At 71.9% G+C, this 23,418-nt stretch carries 17 protein-coding genes and 1 tRNA gene; 8 read left to right on the forward strand and 10 right to left on the reverse strand.

What is annotated here, in order from left to right; translation table 11 throughout:
* Window positions 1-8: 8 nt before the first annotated feature.
* Window positions 9-1,208, reverse strand: a complete 1,200-nt coding sequence (locus tag WMF20_RS00120) for a class I SAM-dependent rRNA methyltransferase (protein WP_165373718.1) — start codon at window positions 1,206-1,208, stop codon at window positions 9-11.
* Window positions 1,209-1,442: 234 nt separating this feature from the next.
* Between WMF20_RS00120 and WMF20_RS00125 the strand changes: the two genes are divergently transcribed.
* Together WMF20_RS00125 and lnt are read left to right on the forward strand one after the other, a co-directional pair.
* The gene (locus WMF20_RS00125; protein ID WP_437609559.1) at window positions 1,443-2,375 is read left to right on the forward strand and encodes a hypothetical protein; all 933 of its coding nucleotides are present in this window, start codon (window positions 1,443-1,445) and stop codon (window positions 2,373-2,375) included.
* 237 nt (window positions 2,376-2,612) lie between these two features.
* The gene (gene lnt / locus WMF20_RS00130) at window positions 2,613-4,382 is read left to right on the forward strand and encodes an apolipoprotein N-acyltransferase (protein WP_437609561.1); all 1,770 of its coding nucleotides are present in this window, start codon (window positions 2,613-2,615) and stop codon (window positions 4,380-4,382) included.
* Here lnt and WMF20_RS00135 read toward each other — a convergent pair.
* From WMF20_RS00135 to WMF20_RS00155, 5 genes are all read right to left on the reverse strand, one after another.
* On the reverse strand, window positions 4,369-4,677 hold the full coding sequence (locus WMF20_RS00135; protein WP_020464737.1) for an HU family DNA-binding protein: 309 nt from the start codon (window positions 4,675-4,677) through the stop codon (window positions 4,369-4,371). The two genes, lnt and WMF20_RS00135, sit on opposite strands and share 14 nt — an antisense overlap.
* A 64-nt stretch (window positions 4,678-4,741) precedes the next feature.
* Window positions 4,742-5,281 carry an rRNA maturation RNase YbeY gene (ybeY, locus tag WMF20_RS00140; protein WP_437609563.1) on the reverse strand — a complete coding sequence of 180 codons (540 nt, stop codon included), beginning with the start codon at window positions 5,279-5,281 and terminating at the stop codon, window positions 4,742-4,744.
* A gap of 77 nt (window positions 5,282-5,358) precedes the next feature.
* Window positions 5,359-6,009 (reverse strand): fructose-6-phosphate aldolase, encoded by a 651-nt coding sequence (gene fsa, locus WMF20_RS00145; RefSeq protein ID WP_437609565.1) that lies wholly within the window; start codon window positions 6,007-6,009, stop codon window positions 5,359-5,361.
* A 143-nt stretch (window positions 6,010-6,152) separates the two neighbouring features.
* A complete protein-coding gene (gene secA, locus WMF20_RS00150) occupies window positions 6,153-9,188 on the reverse strand; it encodes a preprotein translocase subunit SecA (protein WP_437609567.1) in 3,036 nt (1,011 codons plus the stop codon).
* Between the two features lie 330 nt (window positions 9,189-9,518).
* Window positions 9,519-9,603: transfer RNA gene (locus tag WMF20_RS00155), tRNA-Leu, on the reverse strand.
* 547 nt (window positions 9,604-10,150) lie between these two features.
* Here WMF20_RS00155 and WMF20_RS00160 point away from each other — a divergent pair.
* Window positions 10,151-10,789 (forward strand): response regulator, encoded by a 639-nt coding sequence (locus WMF20_RS00160; protein ID WP_437609569.1) that lies wholly within the window; start codon window positions 10,151-10,153, stop codon window positions 10,787-10,789.
* Here the strand turns inward: WMF20_RS00160 and WMF20_RS00165 are convergent.
* Entirely contained in the window at window positions 10,743-11,492 is a 750-nt protein-coding gene (locus WMF20_RS00165) for a Crp/Fnr family transcriptional regulator (RefSeq protein ID WP_437609571.1), read from the reverse strand. The two genes, WMF20_RS00160 and WMF20_RS00165, sit on opposite strands and share 47 nt — an antisense overlap.
* A 345-nt stretch (window positions 11,493-11,837) precedes the next feature.
* Here WMF20_RS00165 and rpoN point away from each other — a divergent pair, with 345 nt between their 5' ends.
* The 3 genes from rpoN (at window position 11,838) to WMF20_RS00180 (ending at window position 15,499) form a co-directional block, all read left to right on the forward strand.
* Entirely contained in the window at window positions 11,838-13,358 is a 1,521-nt protein-coding gene (rpoN, locus tag WMF20_RS00170) for an RNA polymerase factor sigma-54 (protein WP_129572396.1), read from the forward strand.
* Window positions 13,359-13,416: 58 nt separating this feature from the next.
* Window positions 13,417-14,400, forward strand: coding sequence for a hypothetical protein (locus WMF20_RS00175; protein WP_437609574.1), 984 nt, complete (start codon window positions 13,417-13,419; stop codon window positions 14,398-14,400).
* Between the two features lie 100 nt (window positions 14,401-14,500).
* On the forward strand, window positions 14,501-15,499 hold the full coding sequence (locus WMF20_RS00180) for a hypothetical protein (RefSeq protein ID WP_129572398.1): 999 nt from the start codon (window positions 14,501-14,503) through the stop codon (window positions 15,497-15,499).
* A gap of 38 nt (window positions 15,500-15,537) precedes the next feature.
* Here the strand turns inward: WMF20_RS00180 and WMF20_RS00185 are convergent, their stop codons facing one another.
* Together WMF20_RS00185 and pgeF are read right to left on the reverse strand one after the other, a co-directional pair.
* A complete protein-coding gene (locus WMF20_RS00185) occupies window positions 15,538-16,800 on the reverse strand; it encodes a bifunctional nucleoside/nucleotide kinase/histidine phosphatase family protein (protein ID WP_129572399.1) in 1,263 nt (420 codons plus the stop codon).
* A gap of 9 nt (window positions 16,801-16,809) precedes the next feature.
* Window positions 16,810-17,634, reverse strand: a complete 825-nt coding sequence (gene pgeF / locus WMF20_RS00190) for a peptidoglycan editing factor PgeF (RefSeq protein WP_437609576.1) — start codon at window positions 17,632-17,634, stop codon at window positions 16,810-16,812.
* Between the two features lie 74 nt (window positions 17,635-17,708).
* Here pgeF and WMF20_RS00195 point away from each other — a divergent pair, with 74 nt between their 5' ends.
* Together WMF20_RS00195 and WMF20_RS00200 are read left to right on the forward strand one after the other, a co-directional pair.
* Window positions 17,709-18,902, forward strand: a complete 1,194-nt coding sequence (locus tag WMF20_RS00195) for a serine/threonine-protein kinase (RefSeq protein WP_129572400.1) — start codon at window positions 17,709-17,711, stop codon at window positions 18,900-18,902.
* Between the two features lie 399 nt (window positions 18,903-19,301).
* Window positions 19,302-21,938, forward strand: a complete 2,637-nt coding sequence (locus tag WMF20_RS00200) for a penicillin-binding protein 1A (protein WP_437609579.1) — start codon at window positions 19,302-19,304, stop codon at window positions 21,936-21,938.
* A 25-nt stretch (window positions 21,939-21,963) separates the two neighbouring features.
* Here the strand turns inward: WMF20_RS00200 and WMF20_RS00205 are convergent, their stop codons facing one another.
* The gene (locus WMF20_RS00205; RefSeq protein ID WP_437609581.1) at window positions 21,964-23,286 is read right to left on the reverse strand and encodes an alkaline phosphatase PhoX; all 1,323 of its coding nucleotides are present in this window, start codon (window positions 23,284-23,286) and stop codon (window positions 21,964-21,966) included.
* Window positions 23,287-23,418 lie beyond the last annotated feature (132 nt).

A 23,418-nucleotide genomic window follows, 5' to 3' on the forward strand; every position in this document is an offset into this window, starting at 1 on the left:
GTCGATCGTCAGAGCGCGTCGACGCGCGCGATGAGGCTCTTCAGGTAGAGCCCTTCGGGGAAGGCCGCGGGGACGGGGTGGTCGCCCCCCTGGAAGTGCCGGTCGAACACCGCCGCCTGCATGCGGGCGTCGCGCGCGCCGAGGGCGAGCACCCGGGTCAGGTCGTCGAGGCTCACGGCGCTGGAGCAGGAGCAGAGCACGAGGATGCCGCCCGGCCGCGTGGCGCGGCACGCCCCGGACGCGAGGCGCCGGTAGGCGGTGAGCGCGGCGTCCTTGGAGGCGCGCGTGCCCGCGAGCTTCGGCGGGTCGCAGATGACGAGGTCGAAGCCCCCCTGCCTCGACGCGTTCTGCAGCGCCTTGCGGGCGTCGTCGCGCGTGAACTTGATCCGGTCGAGCAGCCCGTTCTCCCGCGCGCACTCCGCCCCGACCTCGAGCGCCGTCGCGCTCTCGTCGATCGCGAGGACCTCGCTCGCCCCGCCGCGGGCCGCCGCCATGGCGAAGGTGCCGACGAAGCAGAACGCGTCGAGCACGCGCCGGTTGTGGGCGAGCTGCTCCACGCGGGTCCGCAGCGTCCGCTGGTCCAGGTAGAACCCGGTCTTGTGGCCGAGCGCGAGCGGGATCGTGTACCGCAGCCCTCGCTCGACGAACCGCAGCTGATCGAGCCCGAAGTCGCCGCGCACCACGCCGGCGTCGGCGGTGAACCCCTCGAGCTTCGCGAGCGACTCCGGCGTCCTGTCCACGATCGCGCGCGGCGAGAGCGCGGCCTGGAGGGCGTCGAAGATCACGCCCTCGCGGCGCTTGATCCCGATCGTCCCGAGCTGCACGACCGCCGTGTCGCCGAACAGGTCGACGATGAGCCCGGGCAGCCCGTCGCCCTCCGCGTGGATCAGCCGGAAGGCGTCGGTCTCGTGGCCGGGCGCCCGGGCGGGCAGGCCGAGCTCGCGGCGGTGCGCGATGGCGCGCTCGATCCGGTGCCGGAACAGGGCCGCGTCGATCGGCCTGTCCTCGCGCGTGTACATGCGCACCGGGATGGCCGAGCGGGGGGTGTAGAGCCCGCGGCCGAGCACGCTGCCGTACGGGTCGGTGACCACGACCTCATCGCCGGCCACGGCGCCGCCCTCGATGCGCGCGATCGCCTGAGCGAACACCCAGGGATGCCCCGACCACACCGGCCGAACATGACCCTGCTTCAACGTAACCGTAGGCATGATGAACCCGATTGCTCTCGATGGTGGCGGGGCTGCCGGCGGGGCGGCCGCGCCGTGACGTTTGCCGTGGGAGCTAGTACCCTGCGGGACGGCGCGCGTGTGAACCTTCCGCCACAGCGCGCCGTGGCGGCCGATGCACGCCGGCGTGCTTCATGGCCATGGTGACGCCAATCCCGCGAGATGGTCGATGGCATCCCGGTTGCTAACTTCCCTGCACCGAAGAGGAGTCGCCCGATGCGCCGTTGCTTGACCCATGCCCTTGTTGCCGTGGCGATGACCGCGCCGATGAGCGCGCTCGCGCAGGAGAACAACAACTGTCCTCCCGGCGCGTGGTTCTGTGAGGAAGTGGAGCCGCCCAGCGATCCCGCTGAGCCGCCGCCCGCCGCCGCTGCCGAGCCCCCCCCGGCCGAGGCGCTGCCCCCCCCACCGCCGGCCCCACCCCCGCCGCGGGGCAGGCGCGCGACCCGTCCGGCCCCGCCCCCGGTCGTCGTCTACCAGACCTCGCCTTCCGGCCCGCCGCCGCAGGTCATCGTCGTGACGCCCGGGTCCGCTCCCCCGCCGCGCGTGGTCGTGCGCCGCATGACCCCGCCCGCTCCGCCGCCGCCGCCGAAACTGCGCTGGCGCCGCCAGTGGGGCGTCAACTTCCGCCTCCAGGGCCTCATGATGGGCCGCGAGCACGGCGGCGCGGAGGAGGCCGGCATGGGCGGCGTCGGGATCAGCCTGCGTTACCGGCCCGTCCCCGCGTTCGCGCTCGACCTCGGCGCCGACCTCCTCGCGGGCACCGACTACAACGGTTACGAGCGGACGGAAGTGCCGCTCTCGCTGAGCGGGATGCTGTTCGTCAACCCGCGCAGCCGCACGCAGTTCTACTTCACGGGCGGCCTGAACATGTCGCACGCCGAGGTCGAGCGGCCCTGGGGCGAGGCCGCGGCCAGCGGCGAGGAGTTCGTTCCGAACACCGAGTACGACTACTTCGGCGTGCACGGCGGCATCGGCCTCGAGTTCCGGCTCTCCCCCCGCCTCGCCCTGAACATCGATGCGCTCGGGTTCGTGCGCAGCCGCACGGACGACGGCGTCGTCCCCGAGTTCAGGGATCCCGACACCGGACGCACGACCGATACGTCGGGCGGGGGGCTCTTCCGCGGTGGGCTCACCGTCTACTGGTGAGCGATCGCTCTAGGCCCTCCCTGGCGAACGTCGCGAACGGGCCGGAGCCTGGACAGAGCGAGCGACGACTGCTGCGGGCTCGCGAGCGAGCTCGACGGACGGATCGCGCCGTGCAGCAGCTCATCGGACAAGGCCTCGCCTCCTGTCCGCCCTGACCGTGCGGGGCTCGCGCCGGCTTCGATCTCCTCGGGCGGCCGCCGGCATCCCGGCGGCTCCCACGCGGTATAACGCCGCATCGTGCCCCAGGCCTCGACCCGACGCGCGCCCCGCGGCCGCGCCCCGCTGCTCCTCTCCGTCATCGGCGGTGCGACGTTCGCCCTCACGGCCCCGCCCACGGATCTCTATCCCGCCGTCATCGCCGGCCTCGCCCTGCTGGCGGCCGCCGTGCACGACGCCCCGACGTTCTGGCGCGCGTTCGGGCGCGGCGCTGCCTGGGGGACCGCGGCGGGCATCGTGGGCCTGCGCTTCGTGCCGGAGGTGATCCAGCGCTTCACGTCGCTCGGCGCGCCGGCCTCCTATCTCGCGCTCGTCCTGCTCGCCGCCGCCCAGTCGCTGGTCTGGGCGGTCTGCGGCGGCATCACGAGCGTGCTCCTCCGGCGCCTGCGCGCCCCGATCGAGCTCGCCTTCGCGACGGGCGTGTTCGCCGCCGTGGTCCTCCCGACGGTCTTCGGCTGGACGCCGGCGGGCCTCATGAGCCCGTGGCCGGCGCTCGTGCAGCTCGCCGACCTCATCGGCGAGCGTGGCGTGTCGGCCCTGTTCGCCGTCGGTGCCGCCCTGCTCGCCCGCGCGGGGCTCGCGGCCGTCGGGGTGGCGCCCGGCGGGCGTCCGCTGGCGCCCGCGCCGGAGCCGCGGTCCGCCCGCCGTCGACAGCGCCGCGCGATCCTCTACCCGGCGCTCGCGAGCGCCGCGCTGTTCGGCGGGCTCGCAGCCCACGGCGCGCTCCGGATGGCCGCGGTGGAGCGCGCCAGCGCGGGCCTGCCGACGGCGCGCGTGGCGCTCGTCAACCAGGCCGTGGGGCCTCACGAGCGCTGGCAGACGAAGAACCACCCGCGGATCCTGCGCACGTTGCAAGAGCTCACCCGGAAGGCCGAGGCCGGCGGCGCCGAGCTCACGCTCTGGCCCGAGGCGGCGTATCCGTACCCCCTCCCGCACAGCGCCCGGCAGGCGCCGCGCGGCGGCCGAGCGATCCTCGGGCCCGGCGTCCGCGGTCCGGTCCTCGCCGGGCTCATCACCCAGGCGACGCCCGTGAAGGCCGACGACGGCGTGGAGGAACGGAACAGCTACAACTCCGCGACCCTCGTGCTCCCCGACGGGAGCATGCAGCCGACCCAGGACAAGCTGCAGCTGCTCTGGTTCGGCGAGACGGTCCCGGGCGGCGCCTACCTGCCCTGGCTGCGGCGCATCTTCCAGAAGAGCGGTGGGCTCGTCCCGGGGGCGGAGCCGCGCGCGCTCGCGCTTCCCCGGGAGCAGGGGCCCGCGCTCCGGATCGGGGTGCTCAACTGCTACGAGGACACGCTCACCGGGGTGGGGCGGCGGATCACCGGAGCGCTCGCCCCGAACCTCCTCGTCAACATCACGAACGACGCATGGTTCACGGGAAGCGCCGAGCCCGAGCTGCACGCGCGGCTCGCGGTCATGCGCGCCGTCGAGCTGCGCCGCGATCTCGTGCGCGCCGTGAACCTCGGTGTCGTGTCGTGGATCGACGCCCGCGGCGTGGTGCGCGGCCGGGACGAGAGCGCTGCGCCGGGGGTGACCTTCGCGACCCCGGCCGTCAGGGATACTCCGCTGACACTCTACACCCGCCTGGGCGACGCCCCGCTGGCGGCGCTGCTCGCCCTCGCGATCGTCGCGTGCGCGTTCAGGGCACGACGCTCCACGGCGAAAGCATCGCCCGAAGCTCGGGGCGCCGCCGCGGGGGCGGGCCCAGTCCCTGGACCTCCGGAGCTCGCGTCGCCGGATGCGGCCGCGCAAGCCGCGGCCACCGACGCGCCGCTCAGCCGTCCTTGAGCGCCTTGACGGGCGCCGCGCGGAGCTTGCGGCTCGCCGGCTTGCCCTTGATGGTCATCGGCTGCTTCGTGAACGGATTGATGCCTTCCCGGTCCTGCGTCGCCGGGATCTCCTTCGCCTTGATCTTCACGAGGCCCGGGACCGTGACCTCGCCCGGCCCCTCCGGACCGAGCTCCTTCTTCACCAGCTCGCTGAGCGCATCGAGCACGCTGGCCACGGACTTCTTGTCGAGGTTGGTGGCCTCGGCAAGACCGACGATCATCTGCGCCTTGGTCAGCTTGTTCGAACCGGGCATGTTTCCTCCAAGTCGAAAGGGGGCGTCCGTTTAACAAGCGAGGTTTCGCATCGCAAGGGATAAGTCATTGCGCCCCCGTCTTATTCGGTCTCGCGACGCCGCTGCGAGGCCGGATTCCAGTGGGACTGCTGCCCCGTGATGTCGCGGCGGCCTCGAGCTCCTGGGTCAACGCCGTCATCTCTCGCTCCTCCGCGTCGGTTTTGTGGTCGTAACCGAGCAGGTGGAGCAAGCCGTGCCCGAGCAGCATCGTGATCTCGTCGAGCAGAGGACGTCCGCGCTCGGCTGCTTGCCGGACGGCCGTGTCGATCGAGACGATCACGTCGCCGAGCAGGCCGTGCCACGCCGACGGATCCACGGGACCTCGCCGGCCGCGCTTGCGCGACGTGGCGCCGTTCTGCTCCAGCATGGGGAAGGCGAGCACGTCGGTCGGCTTGTCCTTGCGCCGGTACGTGCGGTTCAGCTCGTGGATGGCCTCGTCGTTCACCAGGGCCACGGAGAGCTCCACGCCCTGCAGGGCGAGGTGGGCGAGCATCTTGCTCGCGCGCCGGCGCACGACCGCCGTCGACACCCCCTTGAAGGGCCCGCCCTGCGTCGTGATGGACACGACCGCGGGGGCCGCCGGGCGGCTCCCGCGTCGCTTCGTTCCTGGGCTTCCCTTGTCCTTCTCGGCCACGAGGTTCGCTATACCAGCTCCGGGATCTTCTTCGCATCCGCCAAGAACTGCGCGAGGCCGACGTCGGTCAGCGGGTGCTTGGTCAGCTGCTTGATGACCTTGAGCGGCATCGTGGCGGCGTGCGAGCCGATCATGGCGGCCTGCACGACGTGGACGGGGTGCCGCACGCTCGCGGTGAGCACCTGCGTGGGGAAGCCGTAGTTCCTGTAGATCGTCACGATCTGCAGGACCAGGTCCATCCCGTCCCCCGCGGCGTCGTCGACCCGGCCGACGAACGGCGAGATGTACGTGGCCCCGGCCTTGGCCGCGAGCAGCGCCTGGGCAGCCGAGAAGCAGAGGGTGACGTTCGTCCGGACGCCCTCGGCGGCGAAGATCCGGACCGCCTTGAGCCCCTCGTCGATGAGCGGGACCTTGACCACCACGTTCGGGTGGATCCTGGCGAGCTCGCGGCCCTCTCGGAGGATCGCGTCCCGCTCGACCGCCACCACCTCGGCCGAGACGGGGCCGTCGACCACCTCGCAGATCTCGGCGATCACCTGCCTGGTCGGCCTGCCGCCCTTGGCGAGGAGCGACGGGTTCGTGGTCACGCCGTCGATGACCCCCATCGACTGCGCCTCCCTGATTTCCGCGATGTCCCCTGAGTCGATGAACACCTTCATGGTCCTGCCTCCCGGAGCCGACGCGTCGGCCCTCAGGCGGTGTCCATGCTGGGATCAGGCGCCGGAGCAAGGGCCCGGCGCGGGCCCTCGCCGGCGCGTCGCAGGCGCCTTGCGAGCGGGGCGAGCGGGCAGGGCGCGCCGGCTCAGACCGTCGCCTCGTCCTCGGCGCCGTGGCACTTGTTGAACGGCTTGCCGCTGCCGCAGGGGCACTCCTGCTCCTGCGTGACGGCGGGCTGCGGCAGCGCCGCCGCCGGGTTCGCGCCGATCGGAAGCGACTCGTCGTGCTGCGCGACCGCGTCGAGCAGCGCCGCCGCGTGGCGCTGGCGATCCGCCGCCTCGATCTGCGCCTCTTCCTGCTCGGCGCGCCTGACGTTCACGCTGAAGAGCTTCGTGACCACGTTCGAGGAGACGCGGGCCACCATGTTGACGAACATGTTGTAGCCCTCCTTCTTGTACTCCTGCTTCGGGTCCTTCTGCCCGTAGCCGCGCAGGCCGATGCCGTCGCGGAGGTGGTCCATGTCGGTCAGGTGGTCGACCCAGGCCTTGTCGAGCTCCTCCAGGTAGAGGTGCCGGAAGATGCGCAGCGACAGCTCGACCCCGATCTCCTCCTCGCGCTTCTCGTACGCCTTCTCGGCGCGGTCGTAGAGCTCGTGCGCCAGCGCCTCCTGGTCGCCGATGTGCGCGACGTCGTCCGGCAGCTCGACGCCGAAGTGCTCGCGGAAGCCCTGGAAGATGCCGCCCCAGTCCCAGTCCTCGGGCGGCTTGCGCGCCGGGCACGACTCCTCGACCATCGCGCCGATGAGCCGGTCCATCAGATCGAGCAGCCGCTCCCGCTGCTCCGTGAGCGCCTGAGGCACGAGCTCGGCGCACTCGTCGTAGATCTCGAGGACCTTGTCGGCGCGCGACTCGAGCTCGACCTTCACGCCCCAGCGCGTGTAGAGCTCGCGCTGCAGGTTCTCGAGCTCGACGAACCGATCCGTCTTCTCGAAGTCCTTCCGCACGATCTCGCGGCGGTTGCCGTCCTCGTCGAGCGGCATCACCGGATCGTTCGCGAACATCCCGAGCAGGTAGCCGACGTCCGGCCGGACGAGCTCCACGATCGACGCGAGCGGCTTGATCGCCCGCTTCTCGCCCGTCGGCTTCCCCTCCTCGTCGAGGATCTCGGGGGAGTAGCGGCCGAGGAGCAGCGACTGGCGCATGTCGTAGATCGTCTTGCGCTGCGCGCTCATCACGTCGTCGTACTCGAGCAGGTTCTTGCGGATGTCGAAGTTGCGCTCCTCGACCTTCTTCTGCGCGTTCTCGACGCTCTTCGTCACCCACGGGTGCTCGATGGGCTCGTCGTCGGGCATGCCCATCCGCTCCATCAGGTTCTTCACCCGATCGCCGGCGAAGATGCGCATGAGGTCGTCCTCGAGGGACAGGTAGAACTTCGACGTCCCGGGGTCGCCCTGGCGGCCGGCGCGGCCGCGCAGCTGGTTGTCGATGCGGCGCGACTCGTGCCGCTCGGTGCCCAGGATGTACAGCCCGCCGAGCTCGCGGATCTCGTTGCCCTCCGCGGTGCATTCCTTCTTGAGCTCCTCGACGAGGGCCTCGAACGCCTCGGGCTCCGCCTCGGGCTGGCGGTTCTGCTCCTTGAACTTGAGCTTCGCGAGCATCTCCGCGTTGCCGCCCAGGATGATGTCCGTCCCGCGCCCGGCCATGTTGGTCGACACCGTGATGGCGCCCTTGCGGCCCGCCTGCGCGACCACGTACGCCTCGTTCTCGTGGTGCTTCGCGTTCAGCACGTTGTGCTTCACGCCGCGCTTGGTCAGGATCCGGCTGATCGCGGTGCTCTTCTCGACGCTCGTCGTGCCCACCAGGATCGGCTGGCCGAGCTCGTGCTTCTCGAGGATCTCGTTGATGACCGCCGTGAATTTCTCCTTCTCGGTCTTGTAGACGAGATCCTCGTAGTCGACGCGGATCACCGGCTTGTTCGTGGGGATGATGACGACGTCGAGCTTGTACGTGCTGTGGAACTCCGCCGCTTCGGTGTCCGCGGTGCCGGTCATCCCGGAGAGCTTCTTGTACAGCCGGAAGAGGTTCTGGAACGTGATCGTCGCCATCGTCCGGCTCTCCTCCTGGATCCGGACGTTCTCCTTCGCCTCGACGGCCTGGTGCAGGCCGTCCGACCACCTCCGGCCCGCGAGGACGCGGCCGGTGAACTCATCGATGATGAGCACCTTGCCGTCGCGCACCATGTAGTTGACGTCGCGCTTGTAGAGCGAGTGCGCGCGCAGGCACTGGTTCAGGATGTGCAGCGTCTCGAGGTTCACCGGGTCATAGAGGTTCGTGCCCTTGAGCACCTTGAGCGCCGCGAGCAGCCGCTCCGCCGTCTCCACGCCCTCGTCGGTCAGCGTCACCGAGTGACCCTTCTCGTCGACGGCGAAGTGCTCCTCGTTCCGGAGCTGGGGGATGACCTCGTTGATCGTGCGGTACTTGTCGCTCGAGCGCTCGCCCTGGCCGCTGATGATGAGCGGAGTCCGCGCCTCGTCGATGAGGATGGAGTCGACCTCGTCGACGATCGCGTAATGCAGCGGGCGCTGCGCGTACTCGAGCGCCGAGAACTTCATGTTGTCGCGCAGGTAATCGAAGCCGAACTCGTTGTTCTGGCCGTACGTGATGTCGCAGCGGTACGCCTCGCGCTTCTCCGCGTCGCCCTGCTGGTTGACGACCACGCCGGTCGACAGGCCGAGGAAGCCGTAGAGCTTGCCCATCCACTCGGCGTCGCGCCGCGCCAGGTAGTCGTTCACCGTGACGACGTGGACGCCCTTACCCTCGAGGGCGTTCAGATAACAGGGGAGCGTCGCGACCAGGGTCTTGCCCTCGCCGGTGCGCATCTCGGCGATGCAGCCGTTGTGCAGCACCATGCCGCCGATGAGCTGCACGTCGTAATGGCGCATCTTGAGCGCGCGCTTCGAGGCCTCGCGGCAGACCGCGAACGCCGGGACCAGGATGTCGTCCAGCGTCGCCCCGTTGGAGAGCTTCTCCTTGAACTCCGCGGTCTTCGCCCGAAGCTCGGCGTCCGAGAGCTTCTGCAGCTCCGGCTCCATCCTGCCGATCGCCTCGACCCGCGGTCGCATGCGGCGGATGGCACGCTCGTGCGAGGTGCCGAAAATCTTCTTCATCGCCCAAGTGAACATCTTTACGTGCCTTGGCTCCGCGGCGGTCAGGTGGGAGGAAAGGGTCCGGCCGAGGAACGCGAACGTAGTCGCGCCGCGGGCGTCGCGCAATTCCGGGACCGCGCGCTCCGTCGACGACGCCGCCGAGGCGATCCCCCCGCGGCCCGGATGGCGCCGGCCTCCTCCTCCTCCGTCGACGCGCGCCGGCGCGCGCTCGCCCCCGCGCGCCCAGCGGACCACGCCCGCGCACCGGCGACCACGCCCGGACCGAGCCGCCCCGGAGAGCCGTCCCCCCGAAACGACGGGGCGCATCGCGCCGCTGGGCGGTCGAGTCCTCCAGGATTTAAGCCATGGTGCACGAGGGGGGACTCGAACCCCCAAGCCTCGCGGCGCCGGAACCTAAAACCGGTGCGTATACCAATTCCGCCACTCGTGCGCGCGGACGCTTGTGGCACCCTACGCCAGCCTCATCAAGCGGGAAATTCAGTTTGCCGCGGTGCGCCGATCGCGTCAGCGCGGGGTGCGCGAGCGGCCCGGACGTTGGCACCCGCACTGGACGCGGAGCCTGGAGCAACGGGCGGATCGGCGGACCGCGCCGCCCTGGAGGGGGCGCAAACCTGGGCTGGCTCGTGCGCACGAACCGCGCACCGGCGGCCGTGGGCGGGGTAGGCGAGCCGACAGCATGGGGGCGCGCTCGTCGTCGGGGCGGAGGGGCGCCGCGGAGGGAGCGCGAAATGGGCACAGCGGCGGCCGGGGCTTCGGCGAGGCGACCTCACCGGCGGCGACGCGCGAAAGGGCCGCGTTGACGCCGAGAACCGCGGCCGGCGGGGGCCGGGCGGCGCCGCCGCCGCGCCGTCGGCACGTGCGTTGCGAAGACGGGGGCCGTCCGCGGACGCGGATGCTGCCGCCGAGCGGTGGGACGCGCGCGCGTCGCCGTCCCCGTCGATGCGGCGCACTTCGACTGCAAGCCGCAGGGAACCCCGATGACGTACCAACCGAACGTTCTCCTCTTCGATCAGGACCCTGTCCTCCGGAGGGCCACGGCGCTCCTCCTCGGCAACCGCGGCGCCCTCGTCAGCCCGGCCGCGACGCTGGAGGAAGCGATCTCCCTCTCCCGCGAGCGCGTCTACGACGTCGCGCTGATCGATCTCGCCCCCGGGACGAAAGGCGCCCGCGAGATCCTGGGCCGCTTGCGGCGCGAGGGCGCGATGCCGCGGCGGATCGTCTTCTGCGCCGAGGAGCCGGTCTCGTGCGGCGGCGCGGACGACGTGAGCGAGGTCCTGCTCAAGCCGTACGCCTTCGGCCGGCTGCTCAGCACGATCTTCGTCGAGCAGAGCCCCCGGCCGTCAACGAGGTCCGGGGTCTTCCCTCGCCTCCGGCTGGTCCGCGGCGGCCTCGCCAGCCCGGAGCGCGGTGCGCCGGGCGATCGAGGCGCGCGCGTCCCCGGCGGAGCCGCGCAGCTCGATACGGCGACCCGGCCGGCGGAGCCGCGCGAGGACGCCGTCGCGGGGGCGAGCGGCGCCGCCGTCGTCCGGCTGCAGCGCAGGGCCCGCAGCGGCCCCTCCGGGCGGACGATCAGGTCGACGCGGCGCGCGCCGCGAGGTGCGCGCCATCCCGGATGACGATCCGCCGCCGGTCGAACGCGATCAGGCCGGCGCGCTTCAGCTTGCCGAGCAGCAGGGTGACCGTCTCGCGGGTGGACCCGATCAGCAGCGCGATGTCGGCGTGCGTGAACGGGGCCGACACCAGCTGACCCGACGCGTGCGGCCGGCCCCACCGCCGGGCAGCGGCGCGGAGGAAATCGAGCAGGCGCACCTCCACCGTGCAGAGGAGCAGGGAGCCGAGGCGCGCCTCGGTCTCGAGCTTGCGCGAGACGAGCGCCGCGGCGAGCGCCTCGCGGAGCGCGGCGTCGGCGGCGAGCTGCCGCGTGAGCCCGGCGAGCGGCACCACGAGCCCGCTCCCCTCGTCGAGCACGATCGCGCTCTCGGACGCGACCGGCGCGCCCGCGAGCGCGCTCTCGCCCACGAGGTCGCCGGGCCCGCGGTGACCCAGCGGAACGACCCGCCCCTCGGCCACGCGCTCGACCTTCACGCGGCCGGCCCCGAGCAGGATCAGGTGCCTCGGCGGCGCGCCCTGCTGGCAGAGGCACTGCCGGCGCGGAAGCCGCTCGAGCGTGCCGAGGTCGAGCAGCGCGCGCCGGCTCGGTGAGGTCAGCTGGGTCAGGGGCGAGCAAGACAGGATCCGCTCCTTCTCGAGATCCTGCGAGGCGTCGTCGCGCACGCCCTCGTTCCCCAGCGCAGGTCCGCGCACCTTCGGCTGTCCCATCGCGGCATCGCCCAATCTTTCGGGATTTCAAGCCTCCCGATCGGGCGCCGATGGTGCAACGATCCGTCGACGGGGGCCACGCCGAACAGGCCAAAGACAGCGCTCCGCACAGGGCGGAGAAATTCTGCCATGGTGGAGCCTGATAACGCGTTCAGCGGTGCAGGACGCAGGTCATGCGCGATTTTTTGGTACAGACGTGAAAGCAAGACCCGGGCCGCTGCCCCGTTCGATGCTACGTTGGGGGTGAGGCCACCAATGAAACACTCGATGGCACGAACCTCGCGCAATGCCCCGGCCCCCGTTCGGCGGGTGGCGCAGGCGGCGAACTGAGAGAAGGAGCTCCTCATGGGCATGGAGATGAAGCTCCAGTTCAAGCTGTCCCAGCAGCTTGTGATGACCCCGCAGCTGGTGCAGGCCATCCGGCTGCTGCAGCTCTCGCGGCTCGAGCTGGTCGACGAGATCAGGAAGGAGCTGGACGGCAACCCGGTCCTCGCGGACGACATGACCGACCCGAAGGCGCGGGACGGGGAGAAGGGGGATCAGAGGGGGAGGAACGCCGATCTGCCGACGGAGCAGCGGCTGGAGAACGGCGAGCGGTTCGACCGAGACACCGACATCGCGGCGCGCGAGACGGAAAAGCGGGTCAAGGAGGTGGACTGGGAGCAATTCCTGGAAAACCGCCAGCTGCAGCAGGCCATGCCCGCGCACCGGGGCGGCTTCGAGGAGCTGCCGCCGATCGACCAGAACCTGACGAAGCCGTCGAACCTGCGCGACCACCTGCTCTGGCAGCTCCAGATGAGCGATTTCGTCGAGAACGAGCGGCAGTTCGCCCTGCTCGTCATCGGCAACCTCGACGAGAAGGGGTACCTCGACCTCAAGGGGGGAGAACGTCCGGACGGCACGAAGGGGCCGGATCTGAGCCTCGCCGACCTGGCGCGGGAGGCGGAGCTGCACCCCGAGGACGCCGAGGAGGTGCTGGCCATGATCCAGCGCTTCGACCCGGTCGGGGTCGCGGCGCGCGACCTGTCCGAGTGCCTGCGGGTCCAGGCCGAGGTGCTCGGCTTCGACGAGATCGAGATGGCGATCATCAAGGACCACCTCCACAACGTGGAGCGGCGCAACTTCCCCGCGATCGCGAAGGCGCTGAAGATCTCGCTGGAGGACGTCTACGACGCGGTCCAGGAGATCCAGAAGCTGGAGAGCGTGCCGGCGCGCAATTTCGCCGAGGTCGACGAGAAGACCATCGCCATCACCCCGGACGTCTACGTCATCAAGGACGGCAGCCAGTTCGTCGTCACCGACAACGACAAGGGGCTCCAGCGGCTGTACATCAACGAGAACCTCGCCCAGCGGATGCTCAAGGATCCGAAGGCGAAGGAGTTCATCAGCGAGAAGCTCCGGAGCGCGCAGTGGCTGATCCGGGCCATCGAGCAGCGGCGGCGCACGATCATCAAGGTGACCGAGTGCATCGTCGAGAAGCAGCGCGAGTTCCTCGAGCGCGGCGTGGGCTACCTGAAGCCCATGATCCTGCGGGACGTCGCCGAGTCGGTGGGCATGCACGAGTCGACCATCTCGCGCGTGACGTCGAACAAGTACGTGCACACGCCCCAGGGGCTCTTCGAGCTCAAGTACTTCTTCAACTCGTCGATCCACAGGGTGGCTGACGAGGACATCGCGTCGGAGAGCGTCAAGCAGGCGATCAAGAAGATCATCCTGGCCGAGGACAAGTCGAACCCCTACAGCGACCAGGCGATCGTCAAGATCCTCGAGGAGACGGACGGCATCAAGATCGCCCGCCGCACCGTGGCCAAGTACCGCGAGATGCTCGGCATCCTGAGCTCGTCGAAGCGCAAGAAGATGTTCTGAGCGGCGCCGGACGCGCCCGCCCGATCCCCGTCCCCGGCCTCTTTCCCGGCCCAACGCCATGCCCGCCGAACCGATCACGGCCGCCCAACTCTTCGAGCGCATCTTCGTGCCGCACTACCCGCCCGACGCGCTCGCCGACCTCGCGGCCGCGCGCTCCACGGACGCGAACCCGGCCGGAAACCCGTCGATCCTGGTCCAGATCGACCACGCGGCGGAGGTGTTCGCCCGGCTCGCGCCCGGGGCGTTCGGCGCGCCCGACCTCGGGCTCGATTTCTCCGACGCGTCGGTCCACCGGCTGGGCGCGGCGCTGACGCGCGAGCGGCGCGACGCCTGGCTCTCGCCGGCCGAGGGCGCCGCCGATGCGCGAGGTACGTCGGCCGAGAGCGGGGCCGGGGCGCCGCCCATGCTGGTCACCCTCGTGACGCACGGGGCGCTCTACGTCGGCGCGTGCGTCGCCAGGAACCACGGGGGAAAATGGCAGGTCCGGAGGCCGCTGTGGGAGTCGCTGGTCCGGCTCGAGTCGAGCGCGGGGACCGGCGATCTCGCGATCTTCCAGTGGTGGCTGAAGGCGCTCAGCGACGAGGAGATCGGCCGCGGCAGGCTCGCGGACCGCTACCGCACCCACGTGGAGGTGCCGACCTTCGACGCGGAGCGGCTGCCCGTGATCGCGGCGGGCGACCGGCGGATCCCGAGGCTCGCGAAGGTGCGTTACGACACGCTCTACAAGCACCTGCGCGCGCACCTGCCGGAGCTCAGGTCGGTGGGGGAGGATTTCCCGTCCCCGGAGCGCTTCGAGGAGATGGCCTTCAAGAGCATGGAGTTCGCGCTGCTCGGGGGCGGGCGGATGCTCCTCATGCACGGGGCGACCGTGGAGGGGGTGCACCTGTTCTGGCTCGACGCGAACGGCTTCGTGAAATCCGTGTACTACCCGGCCGACGGCTTCCCCGCCCACGTGGTCCAGATCGAGGGCCAGAAGATCCGGGTGATCGTGCCGATCCGCGGCGAGACGCAGGCGCACGAGATGCTCTGGTGGGGGGCGTAGCCGGCCTTGCCCGCGCCGAGCGGCCGGCGGGCGCGCCGGGCTGACGGCGCGCTCCGGCCCGGCGCTCGCGCACCGAGCGCGCCAGGAGTAGGCTCGCCCCGTGCTCTCGCCCGACGTCCGCTTCGAGGGGTTCACCGCGACCGACTGGGTCCGCGTGCTGTCGTTGTTCCGGCCCAGACGCGCGGGCATCGATGAGCGCGAGGTCGACCGGCCGCGCGGCGGCGTCGTCGCGGTCCGCGCGGGCGGCAGGCTCAGGAAGCTCATGCACACGGACGCCGGCCGGCTCCGGCTCGACGACGCGCAGCGCGCCGCCCGGCTCTCCGCCGAGGAGCTCGCCGCGGGCCACCACGCGAGCTGGGCCGCGGTGATCGAGGCCGGCGCCCTCGAGGCCATCGTGGAGCGGTTCGGGGCGCGGGTGCGGCGCGGCGACGACCTCGTCGCGCAGACGCTCCTGCTGCTGCAGCTCGCGCGCGAGGAGCTCCTCGCCGGGAGGATCGATCTCTGGCCGGCGCGGCTGCGCGGCGTGCCGATGCCGTCGCCGGGCGTCGTGCGGGGCACGCTGGAGTCGCTCGCCGGGGTCGGCAAGACGATGGTGATCGGCCTGTTCGAGGGCGGGGAGCTCTGGACGAGCGTCGCGCTCCGCCGCGACGCGCGCGGCATCAACCTGATCCTCGGGCCGGACGAGGTGCGGGAGGACATGGGGCTGCTCGCCGGCGACTGGCGGCGCGACTACCGGCACCTCTCGCGCGCCATCGAGGAGCGGGCAGGGGAGCTGTCGCTCGGCTGCTTCGCCGAGGCGGAGACGATCCGGAAGCTCGAGGTCGACCCGAGCCCGGGCGCCTGGGCGCGGGCGGTCGCGGTGCGCGACGTGATCCTCGCGCCGGTGCCGGCGGCGCTCGCCATCCCGCTCGGCATCGACGCGGGGCGCGCGGCGCTCAGCGCCCTCCGCGCGATCGCGGAGCGGATCGATCCGATGGGGATCGTGGCGCCCGCGATGCGTGCGGTGCTCGAGCGGGCCGGCACCGACAGCGAGATGGCCGCGATGCTGCCGTTCCACCCGCTGGAGCTGCTCCGCAAGCTCATCAGCCGGGATCGCTGACCCGGCGCGGCGCGCGCGGCGCCGTCGCGCCGGGAGGATCAGGGGTGCGCGGTGCTCGAGTCGCCGCCCTGGACCGCGGGCGCGAGCTGGAAGCGGCGCTCCTCGCACGCGTACGCGGTGGGGGTCAGCTCGATGACGGTGTGCAGCGGGATCGGCAGCGTCGGGCACGAGGGCGCGGGGCGATCCACGAGGTAGGCGTAGAGCGCGCGCAGCACCGCCTGGTGGCCGATCACGAGCACGGGCGAGCGCTGGCGCTCGAGCTGGATGATCAGCGGGTCGAGGCGCTGGATGACGTCCTCGTACGACTCGCCGCGCGGGTAGCGGTAGCGGAACTTGTCGGCCGCGCGCGCGTTGAAGACCTCGGGCATCTGCTGGCGGATCTCCTCGTACGTCATGCCCTCGCAGACGCCCGCGTCGATCTCGTCGAGGGCGCGCCACGCGACGTGGTTCTGCGTGATCGGGCGCGCGGTCTGGATGGTGCGGCGCAGGGTGCTCGTCCAGACGTTGACGTGCTCGTCGCCGGCCCGCTCGCGGATGAAGACGGCGAGGTTCTTCGCGTAGTCGTCGCCGCGCGCGCTGAGGTCCGAGTCGCCGCCGAGCAGCCCCTTCTCGTTGAACACGCTCTCGCCGTGGCGGGTCAGCCAGATCGGGTGCGGCGTGAGGTGCATGTTCATCAAGAGCGGGACGAGGCGCGCCGGCAGGTAGCCGTGGATGCGGTTCAGCACGACCTGGCGGCCGACGTCGATGATCTTGATGTAGCTCTTCTCGGGCTCGCCGAGCGGCTCGTACGCGCGGGCGTAGTGCGCGATGCGCGCGCGGAAATCGCGCAGCGCCTCCTCGGGATCGACGCCCTGGTAGTCGGGCGAGCGGAGCTTTGTCTCGCGGACGTTCGTCTCGATGATCGACTCGTCGTTGCAGATCGACTCGATGAAGACGACCGGGAAGCCGTGCGCCTGGCAGCGCTCGGTGACGAGGTTCCGGCGGGCGCGGGTGCTGTTCGTGGCGTCGTAGATCGCCACCTCGCCGCCGGAGCTGAGCCAGCCGATGAGGTCGTCGAGCGCCGTCATCGCCATGCCGAGCAGCGCCTGGCGGCCCTGGGTGTTGTCGGGGTCGAAGAACTGGTGCGGCTGCGCGGTGCCGAGGTGCGCGCGGCGGTAGTTGCCGACGTTGAAGAGCCGCGTGGGGTGGCCGAGCCACGAGAGGTACCGCGCGATCTTGCGGGCGATGGATGTCTTCCCCCGCGCGGGCAGGCCCACCATGGCGAGGACGATCGGCGACGAGTCGCGCGCGAGCGAGACCATGGGAGCGTTTTAGCCGATGACGGTACCGCCGGCGACGATGACGGAGAGCAGCCGGCCGCTCCGCTGTCCGTCGCGCCGGTACGAGAAGAAGCGGGCGGGGTCACACGCGGTGCACCCCCGGACGTCATCGACCGACGTTGCGTCGAGGCCGGACTCGGCGAGCTGGGCCTTGAGGATGCGGCGGACGTCGGCGTGCGGGCGCGCGCCGGGGGCGCCGCGGACGATGGCGGCGTCGCCGGCGCTGGAGCAGGCGGCGAGTTCGGCGGCGACGTCGTCGCCGATCTCGAAGCAGCAGGCCTCGATGTGCGGGCCGATCGCCGCGACGAGATCGGCGCCGGGGCCGGCGAGCGACCTGAGCGCGCGGGCCGCCTCGACCACGACCCGGCGCGCGGTGCCGCGCCAGCCGCTGTGGACCGCGGCGACGGCGCCGCTCCGGCGATCGGCGAGGAGGATCGGGGCGCAGTCGGCGCTGCGGACGCCGCAGCCGACCCCGGGCACGCGCGAGAGGGTCACGTCGCCGACCTGGCGGACGACCTCGTCGCGATCCTCGTCGCCGGTGAGGACGCGCGCCGCCACGCCGTGGACCTGGCTCAGGTAATAGAGCCGCGCCGCCGGGATGCCGAGGCGCCGCGCGGCGCGCTCCAGGTTCTCGCGGACGGCGGCGGGGTCGTCGCCGAGCGCGATGGCGAAGCTCAGCGTGTCCCACGGGGGGGCGCTGACGCCGCCGCGCCGGGTGAAGAAGGCGTGCGAGAAGCCGGCGGCGGCGAGGAGCGGGCTCTCGAGCGCCTCGGCCGCCCCGGGGGCTTCAATTTTTACGGTCATTTTCAGTGCCACGACGGATCCGATGGGTCCGCTGCTTCGGTCATAGACGATACGGGTGGGTTGCGTGGTATTTTCCGGCTCCACGCATGGCCGCCGGTCCGGACCCGAACATCGGTCGAGATCTGCTCGGGGGGCAGTTCCAGATCCTTCAGAAGATCGGCTCCGGCGGCATGGGGTCGGTCTACAAGGCCGCCCAGCCGGCGATGAACCGGATGGTGGCGGTGAAGATCCTCCACCCCAAGCTCGCGAACCGAAAGGATCTCGTCTCTCGCTTCCGCCGCGAGGCGCGGGCGATGAGCCACCTCACCCACCCGAACACGGTGAAGGTGCTGCTCTACGGCGAGCTCGAGGACGGCTCGCTGTACATCGTGATGGAGTACCTGGAGGGCAAGAACCTGAACCAGGTGGTCCGCAAGGAAGGGCCGCTGCCGGTCGAGCGCGCGATCCCGATCCTGATCCAGGTCTGCGGCGCCCTGCAGGAGGCGCACATGCAGGGGATCGTGCACCGCGATCTCAAGCCCGAGAACATCTTCCTGTCGACCAACGGCGGGCTGAAGGACTACCCGAAGGTGCTCGACTTCGGCCTCGCGAAGGTGACGGAGCGCGAGCTCCGGCCGGGGTCGGTGATGCTCACGCAGGAGGGCATGGTCTTCGGGACGCCGGAGTTCATGTCGCCCGAGCAGGCGCAGGGCAAGGTGCTCGACGCGCGCAGCGACATCTACTCGCTCGCGACCATCCTGTACGAGGTGCTCACGGGCAAGCTGCCGTTCGAGGCGCGGACGCCGATGGAATACATCCAGCACCACGTGACCCGGAACCCGATCCCGCTCGACGAGCGCGTGCCCGGGAAGCAGTTCCCGCCGGGGCTCGGGGTGGTGCTCGCCAAGGCGCTCGAGAAGCGCCCCGAGGATCGGTTTGACTCGGCCGCGGAGTTCGCCGACGCGCTCAAGCCGTTCGCGGGCGGCGCGGGCAAGGGCTACACGGCGATGATGCCGAAGAACGCGAACGCGGTGCTCGAGCAGGCGGCGAAACAGCACGCCGCCGCGCTCCAGGCGAGCAAGGCGCCCGCGTCGTCGCCGTTCAAGTCGCCGGCGAAGACGGTGAAGATGGTCCAGCAGCCGCCGGCGCCCGCCATCAGGCCGGCGCCCGCGCCTGCGCCGCTCGCCAAGGCGCCGGCCAAGGCGGAGACCAAGCCGCTGCTCCTCGTCGGCATCGCAGCGGGGTGCCTGATCGCCGGCGTCCTGATCACCATCGTGGCGATGCGGCTGTTCCAGGGCTGAGCTCCCGCGGCCGAGGCCTGAAACGAGGCGAGCCACCGCGGGCGTGCTAGCGTCGCCGCTCCGGCGCGCCGGGCGCTCTGGATGCGCATCGCAGGCGCCAGCGTTCACGGGGACGACGTCATGGCCTCGGAGCAATCAGGGAACCCAGGGGGAAACGACAACGATCCGGCCAGGAGCGCCGATCCGCCGCGGCATGCGTCGGAGCCGCCGCGACGGGCTTCGGAGCCACCGCGGCGTGCGTCGGAGCCGCAGTGGCGGGCTTCGGAGCCGCAGTTGCGTGCGTCGGAGCCGCAGTGGCGGGCTTCGGAGCCGCCGCGGCGTGCGTCGGAGCCGCCGCGGCGTGCGTCGGAGCCGCAGTGGCGGGCGTCGGAGCCCCCCGCGCGGAGATCCAGCCCGCCGGTGCGAGGGAGCGAGCCGCCGCAACGGATCAGCACGGCGGCGCGGACGGCGAGCGCGCCGCGCCTCGAGGGCCCGCCGCCGGCGCTTCCCGACGACGCGGCGGCCGGACAGGACCGGGGCGCCAGGATCGCCACCTGGGCGAAGCGCATCGGGATCGCGCTCGCGGCGCTGCTCGTCCTCGCCGCCGCGAGCGTCGTGCTCGTCGTCCGGCACTACGAGGCGGATCTCCCCTCGACCCGCGAGCTCAAGGATTACCGGCCCCCGCAGGTGACGCGCATCCTCGCGCGCGACGGGACGCGCCTCGGCGAGCTCTTCACCGAGCGGCGCACCGTCGTGCGCATCGGCGAGATCCCGAACCAGGTGAAGCTGGCCACGCTCGCCGCCGAGGACGCGGGCTTCTACGAGCACGCGGGGCTGAACTACCTCGGCATGCTCCGCGCCCTCGCGGTGAACCTCCGCTCGACCCAGACCAGGCAGGGGGCGAGCACGATCACGCAGCAGGTCGTGAAGAACGTCCTGCTCACGCCGGACCGGACCTACAAGCGCAAGGCGCGCGAGATCATCCTGGCCCGCAGGATCGAGCAGGAGCTCACGAAGGACGAGATCCTGGAGCTCTACCTCAACAAGATCTACTTCGGCCACGGCCGCTACGGGGTCGAGGAGGCGAGCCGCTACTACTTCGGCAAGAGCGTGCGCGACGTGACGCTCGCCGAGGCGGCGCTGCTCGTCGCCGTCGTGAAGGGGCCGTCGGTGTACTCGCCCCGCGCGAACCTCGAGCGCGCCGTGGCGCGGCGCGACTTCGTGCTCGACCAGATGCACAGGAAGGGCTTCGCGGACGAGGGCCAGGTCGAGCAGGCGAAGCGGGAGCCGGTGGTGCTCGCCATCGAGACCGAGTCGCTCGCCGAGCTCGCGCCCGAGGTCGTCAGCGAGGCGCAGCGCGTGCTGCGCGAGGTCGTCGGGCCCGCCGCGCAGCAGGGCGGGTACACGATCACGACCACGATCGATCCTGCGCTGCAGGCGGCGGCGCGCGCGGCCGTCCGCAAGAACCTCGACGCGTACGCGAAGCGGCACAAGCTGTTCGGCCCGCTCGCGCGGGCCAAGAAGGAGCCGCCGCCCTTCGAGGGGACGCCGGCCGGCCACAAGGTCTTCCGGGGGGTCGTGACCGGCGCCGACGACGCCCGAGGCACGCTCGCGGTGCGCGTGGGCACGCTGGACGGCACGGTCGCGCTCCGCGGCGCGCAGCGATACAACCCGAACGGGCTCGCGCCGAGCAAGTTCGCCGACGTCGACAAGGTGGTGCGCGTCAGCCTGATCGGCCCCGCGCCGGAGCCGGTCGTCGAGGCGGCCGCGACGGTGCAGGACGAGGACGAGGACGCCGCCGTCGGAGAGGCGAGGCGCGCCGCGCCCGCAGGGAGCCCGGCGAAGCCCGCGGCCCCGGTGCCGCTGCGGCTCGAGCTCGGACCCGAGGGCGCGCTCGTCGCGATCGACGTGCGGACGCGCGAGGTCGTCGCCCTGGTCGGCGGCTACGAGGCGGTGCGCGGCGGGCTCGACCGCGCGACGTTCGCGCGGCGGCAGCCGGGGTCGACGTTCAAGGCGTTCGTCTACGGCTACGGGATCCACGCGCGCACGCTGACGCCGTCGACGATCCTCGAGACGAACCCGCAGGCCGTCGCCGGGTACAAGCCGCAGAACCACGACGAGAGCGAGGGGCAGTCGCCCGCGCGGCTGCGCGAGGCGCTGGCGCACAGCGTGAACGTGGCCGCGGTGTCGGCGATGTCGCGCGTCGGCCCCTCGAACGTGGTCGCCTTCGCCGGCGCGCTCGGCATCCAGTCGAAGCTCGGCGCGGACCTGTCGCTCGCGCTCGGCGCCTACGAGGTCACGCCGCGCGAGATGGCGGCCGCGTACGCGAGCATCGCCGCGGGCGGCGTCTACGAGCAGCCGGTCCTGATCACGAAGATCGTCGGGCCGGGCGGGGCGGAGATCCCGCTGCCGCCGCGCCCCCCGGCGCGCCGCGTGATGGAGGAGCCGGAGGCGTACGTGCTCACGAGCCTGCTGACGTCCGTCGTGCAGACCGGGACCGCCAAGCAGGCGCGCTCGCTCGGGCGGCCGATCGCCGGCAAGACGGGGACGACGAACCAGTCGAAGGACACCTGGTTCGTCGGCTACTCGACCGACATCGCGTGCGCGGTGTGGACCGGCTACGACGACGCCGCGCCGCTCGGCAAGGGCGAGGCGGGCGCCACGGCGGCGCTGCCGGCGTTCGTCGATTTCATGAAGCAGGCGCACGCGAAGCGCCCGGTGGCCGATTTCCCGGTGCCGAGCGGCGTGGTGCGCGTGAAGATCGATCCGCAGACGGGCCTCCTCGCGCGCGAGGGGCAGGAGGACGCCGTCGAGGAGGTGTTCGTCGCCGGAACGGAGCCGGCGGAGGAGGCGCCGGTCCCCGAGGCGGACGCGGGCGCGGAGGCGGCCGACGGCGGAGCGCCGGAGGAGCTGCAGGGGGTCGTGCCGGCGCCGGGCGAGGGGCCGCGGCCGGCGGAGCCGGGGACGGCGGAGCCAGGGCCGGCGCCGGGCGAGTCGGAGCACGCGCCGGAGCCGGGTCCGCTGCCGATCGGCGAGACGGCGCCGCCGCCGTTCTGAGCGGCCGCTCGGGCCGGTCGGCGCTCTACCCCGGCGCCCCCGCCTGGCTCGGGCTCCCGGCGCCCGCGGCGATCTCGGGGAACGGGCCCGTGACGGCCAGCGTGAGGCCGTCTTCCTGCATGTTCACGAAGAGCGCCTTGCCGTCGGGCGAGAAGCACACGCCGGCGAGCTCGCTCGGGCTCCGCGCGTTGCGCGCGAAGTCGAAGATCTGCCCGTCCTTCGTCACGCCTCGCAGGTAGTTCCCCCGGCTGCCGTCCTCCGCCATGAAGAGCTCTCCCCAGGGAGCGACGGTGATGTTGTCGGGCGCGTCCAGCTCGTCCGTGCTCGTCGCGTGGGCGAGGACCTCGAGCGCGCCGCCGTCTCCGGCAGGGGCCAGCCGGAAGATCTGCCCGGCGCCGGCCGGGCCGCCGATCGTCGCGCAGACGTACACCACGCCCTGCGCGAGGCAGACGCCCTCCCCGCGCCGGAACAGCGCGGCCCCCTTGGCCTGGGCCTGCTTCCGGACCGTGTCGTCCCGCGGATCGGGATCGTCGATGTCCACCCACGCGATCTCGCGCGGCTCCCGCAGCGCCCAGCCCGAGGTGTCGGCCTTGCGGGCGCCGACGACGGCGAGCGCCTGCAGCCTGCCCTCGAACGGCGCAGCAGGATCCGCGGGCTTGAAGCGGTAGAAGCAGCCGTCCGCCCGATCCTCGGTCAGGTAAGCGATGTTCGTCGCGGGGTCGACGACCGCCGCTTCGTGGAAGAAGCGGCCGTAGCCGGTGAGGCGCTGCGGCGGCGCCACCCTGGAGGCGTCCGCCGCGCACACGAAGACATAGCCGTGGCGCGGGTCGACGTTCTCCTCGCAGGTGAGCCAGCCCCAGGGGCTCACGCCGCCGGCGCAGTTCCGGTTCGTTCCGGCGAGCACGAGGTTGCTCGAGCGGCGCTCGAGCGTCGCCGCGTCGACCACGAGCCTCGTGACGCCGCCCATGCTCGCCGCGTCGTACGCCTCCGCCGGCGCGCTCTGCCCGGCCCGGTAAGGCCCGATCTTCCGGTCGGCCGGCCCATTCTCATGATTCCTGAGCAAGAGCCACGTGTTGTCCGGCCCAGGAAAGCATCCCATCCCGTCCGGCCGGCCGGGCACCCGGTAGCCGTCCTCCATGGCGCCGCCGGCGCGCTCCAGGATCCGGTAGGCGAAGCGCGCAGGGAGATCGAGGATGCCCGCGGGATCGGGCAGGAGCGGCCCGAACCGGCCGGCCGTGTTCTTCGTCGCCGGCCTCCGCGCGTAGATCAGGGAAAACGGCAGGGCCAGCGCCGCGGCTGCAGCCCCGCCGACGCGCAAGAACGATCGCCTCGGGACGCGTCGTTTCATGACGATGATCTACGTCGATCGACCACCGCCCGAAAGCCGTCGGGCGCGAGCGCCGCGAGGCCGCCGCTCGGCCGATGCGCGGGACGAATGCCGGTGCGCGCGGGTGGAGGCCTCGAGGCCGCGACAAGCTCG

The organism is Sorangium sp. So ce834, from assembly GCF_051521425.1.
GTDB classification, from domain to species: Bacteria; Myxococcota_A; Polyangia; order Polyangiales; family Polyangiaceae; genus Sorangium; species Sorangium cellulosum_D.